Below are 3,847 nucleotides of genomic sequence, written 5' to 3'. Positions count from 1 at the left end.
TACCCGGGGTAGTCGGTGTCGGGGTCGGCGTACCCGGGGTAGTCGGTGTCGGGGTCGGCGTACCCGGACCGGTGGGCGCCGACTCTTTGCCGCCGCCGTCGCTCTTGCTGCCGCCGTCGTCCTTACCGTCGCCCTTACCGCCGTCGTCCTTGCCGTCGCCCTTACCGCCGTCGTCCTTGCCGTCGCCCTTACCGCCGTCGTCCTTGCCGCCGTCGCCCTTACCGTCCTTGGGCGGTTCTTTGTGGCCCGCGGCCGACTCATCGACATACGCGACGAGCAAATCCATACATTTCTGGACCGAGCCGCTCATGATGCCGTACAGCGGGTACTCTTCTAAAATGCTCTGAATGCCCGCGGCAGTACTGTCCTTCTCGCCTTTGACGCCTTTGGTCAACTGCGTGGCAATTGCGTCGTTCGCGGTCTCGACATTGTCGTACATCTTCTTGTAGGTAGCGATATTGTCGTTTGTGAGCTTTTCCGCAAGCCTCTTCAGATGTTTGTCATACTCCTTGAATTCATCGAACTTCGTACTGATCTTCTTGTTCACTTCCTTGTATGCCTTATTAGCTTCCCCTGCACCCTCGAGAGGTTTCACATAGGACGTGTCCGAGAATTCATTCTTCAGGGTGGTGCCACCCTTTTTATTCTTACCCTCGACCAGGAATTTCGGAATCTCGGGGTTCTTCGACCCCATCTGATGTCCGATGTGTTTCAGCTTCAAGTTCATGAAATCGACCCAGCGGCCGAGCGCAGGCGATGGCTTTTCTCCGCCCTTGGGAAGCTTGAACTCGAGCGGGTAGTCTTTCGGGCTCGTCCCGGCTTTCAGGCCCTGATGCGGCTTTCCCCATACCGCGATCGTGCCCGTATCGGCTTCAGGGTTGTATTTATCCCAGCTTTTCGGGATACCCCCCTTGATCGCAGCTATCCGACCATCATTGGTGAGCACGAAGTAGTCCGGCTCATGACCGTCGTCGTTCTCCCAGTCTTTACCTTCGGAGGCCGGACCGTCAAAGGTCGAGTTGTCGACCTTTGTTGCCCATACGTTTACATCTTCTTTCCTCTCCTGCTTTCCCCCCATACCGTTCACCTCGACGGTCTTCTCGCCCACCAGGTTCAGCCGAGTGGCCCCCTGCTGGCCGAAAAACCCACCTTCTTCGTCGAACTTTATTCGGGAGCCGTTCTTCCCCTCCGACAGCTGGTTGACGATCCTTCCGGTCGAGACCTCCTCGACGACCGCATTACCGTCCTTGACACCGAACCGGTACTCCTGATTCTGGGAGTAGAGCCACACATCCTTGTCTCCCCCGAGCTCGTCACCCTTGGAGAGTACGCCTGCAGTGATGTCACCTTTTTTCGGTTCCCGCTCAGTCACCAGCACAGCCCCTTTGTGATTACCGCACCGAACTGCATCGAGTCGGGAGCGTCAGATCTGATTCGAATACCGCACAGCCACGGGCGCGGTGCCGCTACTTCCCGCGTGCGGCACGACGCACCTGGGCAGCACCATCGATATCTCTGTCATCGACGGTTGTCGCGGTGATATCGAGATAATCGCCGGACAGGTTTCGGTCGTCGCCGACGCCGGTGTAGTTTTTCTCGCGTTCACTTATCGCGTACGCCCACAGCCCTCGCGCCTGATTGGCCGCCTTGCCGAACATTTCTTCGAAATTGAGCTCCCAGTCGGGATCGCCTTCGGCTTTCGCGTAGGCGGGTTCGGCGGCCGCCCGTTCGAGGTTGGCTTGTTTCCGTGTCTCGGGTGAACTGTGTTCCAGACCTTCCGGACCCATCTCGATGAACACTCTCCTCGTGTTATGCCGGCTTCCATCCGATGCAGGTCGACCATCCGGTTCCCACGTCGCAATCAGTAGTCCGAACCGAATTCATCTCTCAATGTCCTTTGGAAGTCGGACTCCGTCGGAAGTCCCAACGTGTCGGCGGTGTATGGCGCCGCCCCCGCTGCCAGTAGTTCCGCACGCCGACCGACCCGCGACTTGAGGTAGGCGAGTCGAGCCACACGCACGATCTCGCAGGACAACCAGTGATCGCTGTTGGCCCACACTTCGTCGCCGAGGTGTACGCCCGCGATCATGCCACTACTGTCACATGCCACGCCCACGGAGAAATCCGGGTTGAACACCTCGTAAAGGATGTCCTGTGCAACGGATACCGCGCCGTGCTCGCCGAATTCATCCACGTTCGTCATCTCGGTTACTCACCTGCCGGTCAGGCCAGATCTCCGGGCACGGCCCCGGGAAGGTCGGGCGGCCGCATCTCTTCCACAGCGATTCGATGTTGACGGACCGCATCCAGGGCGCTTTCGCGGATGGCAGCCATGATGTCGGCCACGAGCTCCTGCGGGTTCGCCGTACTCGCGACGGTGCCCGGAGCTATGTACAGGTCGGTCAGCCGGCCCAGCCCGTCGACCTCCGGAATGACGCGACCGGAGGGCGACGGCCGACGGGCGCGGATACCATCGATCCGTTCGAGCACCGCATCGATGGCGTGTACCGCCGCTCGACCACCTGCGAGCGCAGCTTCGGTATCGGGATGCATCCCGAAATCCCAGTTGCCGGACACTGTTACCACACAGCGGGCAGGTGCCCATCGGCGTTCGCAGCGCCATGCGCGCGCATCACGGCCGCCCGAGTAGAGATGTCGGTCATCTCATGGACCGAATGCGCATGGTGGACACCGCCGAGTCCCATCCGCACACTGCCTCCTCCCACACGCTGGTATCACCTCAACTTTTCACACTCCGCCCGATTTTCCAGTGATGGGAAGCCGGCACCGTTCGATCTCCCCGCCGACGGAAAGAACAAGAATGGCCGAATCCCCCGATCGCCGTGTGCGCCGCACCCGCGACCTGCTGCATCGCGCGCTGATCGAGTTGATGATCGAACGCGGCTACGAGCGCGTGACCGTCACCGACGTCATCGACCGCGCCGACGTCGGCCGGTCCGTCTAGTGCGACGGTGCTGCACGCCTGCCAGCAGACGGTCAGCAGCATCTTGTCCGAACAGCTCGAGGGCAGCTGGAGAGGTCCGGACCACGTCAAGGGGAAACGCCTTGCCGTAGAGCGCCATTCATTCGATCGAGCGTGTCCTGCGACGATCACGACGGGACAGGGTCCGGCCAGGGCGGGCGGCGCAGGACGGCGAGGGTGACGATGACGACGGAGAGCAGGCCCATGCATTCGCCGAGCAGTGCGATCCGGTTGACGTCCACGGCCGGCGTCCAGACGGCCGCGCCGTCACGGATGGTGAAGATTCCGACCGGCCGCACCCCGGGGGCGAAGCGGCCGTAGCGTTGCGCGACGGTGATCAGGGTGGCGCCGTCGGCGGTCTCGAAGGGCTCACCGTAGATCAGTGTGCTGTCCAGATGTGCCTGCCCCGGCCGTTCGCGGATCGACATCGCTCCGATTCCCTTCCGCCGCTCGCCGAGACCGACTCCCGGCTACTCCCTATCGGGAGGCTGTTCCCGAGTAGTGTGCTGCACCCGCCCGCGCCGCGCACGCCATTCGGCCGCGGGCGGCGCGGGCGGGTGCAGTACGCACAACAGCCCGGCCGCAGGCGTGGTGGGCGTGCCGAGCCACAGACGACACGGCTACCCGACGTGAACGGCATCGATGTGCGCATAGCTCGGCAGTCCGGACACGCGTGGCGTTCGACTACCGGACGGCTGAGCGAACAGCGTGATTGCGGACCGCCCGCGTAGGCAGCCGAAACCCGGGTATGCGATCGGCGAGGCGGCGGATCGCCGCCGGAGGGAACGGAGCTGTTCAGGAGGTTGCCATGGGTGGTGCACATCGAGTGATCGCGTCCGTCGGAGTCGCGGCGGCCATGACGTT

At 62.3% G+C, this 3,847-nt stretch carries 6 protein-coding genes; 1 reads left to right on the top strand and 5 read right to left on the bottom strand.

Annotated elements, in window-relative coordinates:
* The 4 genes from RJ05_RS31830 to RJ05_RS26230 all read right to left on the bottom strand — a co-directional run.
* Positions 1 to 1,372 (bottom strand): hypothetical protein (locus RJ05_RS31830; RefSeq protein WP_176564513.1); only part of this gene is annotated, 1,372 nt, incomplete at its 3' end.
* A gap of 94 nt (positions 1,373 to 1,466) precedes the next feature.
* A complete protein-coding gene (locus RJ05_RS26240) occupies positions 1,467 to 1,799 on the bottom strand; it encodes a hypothetical protein (protein ID WP_036541969.1) in 333 nt (110 codons plus the stop codon).
* Positions 1,800 to 1,861: 62 nt separating this feature from the next.
* Positions 1,862 to 2,203 (bottom strand): hypothetical protein, encoded by a 342-nt coding sequence (locus RJ05_RS26235; RefSeq protein ID WP_036541967.1) that lies wholly within the window; start codon positions 2,201 to 2,203, stop codon positions 1,862 to 1,864.
* 20 nt (positions 2,204 to 2,223) lie between these two features.
* Entirely contained in the window at positions 2,224 to 2,577 is a 354-nt protein-coding gene (locus RJ05_RS26230; RefSeq protein ID WP_234012304.1) for a hypothetical protein, read from the bottom strand.
* A 244-nt stretch (positions 2,578 to 2,821) separates the two neighbouring features.
* On the opposite strand from RJ05_RS26230, the gene RJ05_RS30320 reads away from it, so the two are divergent.
* Positions 2,822 to 2,965 carry a TetR family transcriptional regulator gene (locus RJ05_RS30320; protein ID WP_280179793.1) on the top strand — a complete coding sequence of 48 codons (144 nt, stop codon included), beginning with the start codon at positions 2,822 to 2,824 and terminating at the stop codon, positions 2,963 to 2,965.
* Positions 2,966 to 3,111: 146 nt separating this feature from the next.
* Here the strand turns inward: RJ05_RS30320 and RJ05_RS26225 are convergent, their stop codons facing one another.
* On the bottom strand, positions 3,112 to 3,411 hold the full coding sequence (locus tag RJ05_RS26225) for a hypothetical protein (protein WP_036541965.1): 300 nt from the start codon (positions 3,409 to 3,411) through the stop codon (positions 3,112 to 3,114).
* Positions 3,412 to 3,847 lie beyond the last annotated feature (436 nt).

This window comes from Nocardia cyriacigeorgica NBRC 100375 (genome assembly GCF_000308555.1).
In the GTDB taxonomy this organism is placed as follows: domain Bacteria; phylum Actinomycetota; class Actinomycetes; order Mycobacteriales; family Mycobacteriaceae; genus Nocardia; species Nocardia cyriacigeorgica.
The sequence above is the reverse complement of the archived record's forward strand: the minus strand, read 5'-3'. Positions and strand labels throughout refer to the sequence as shown.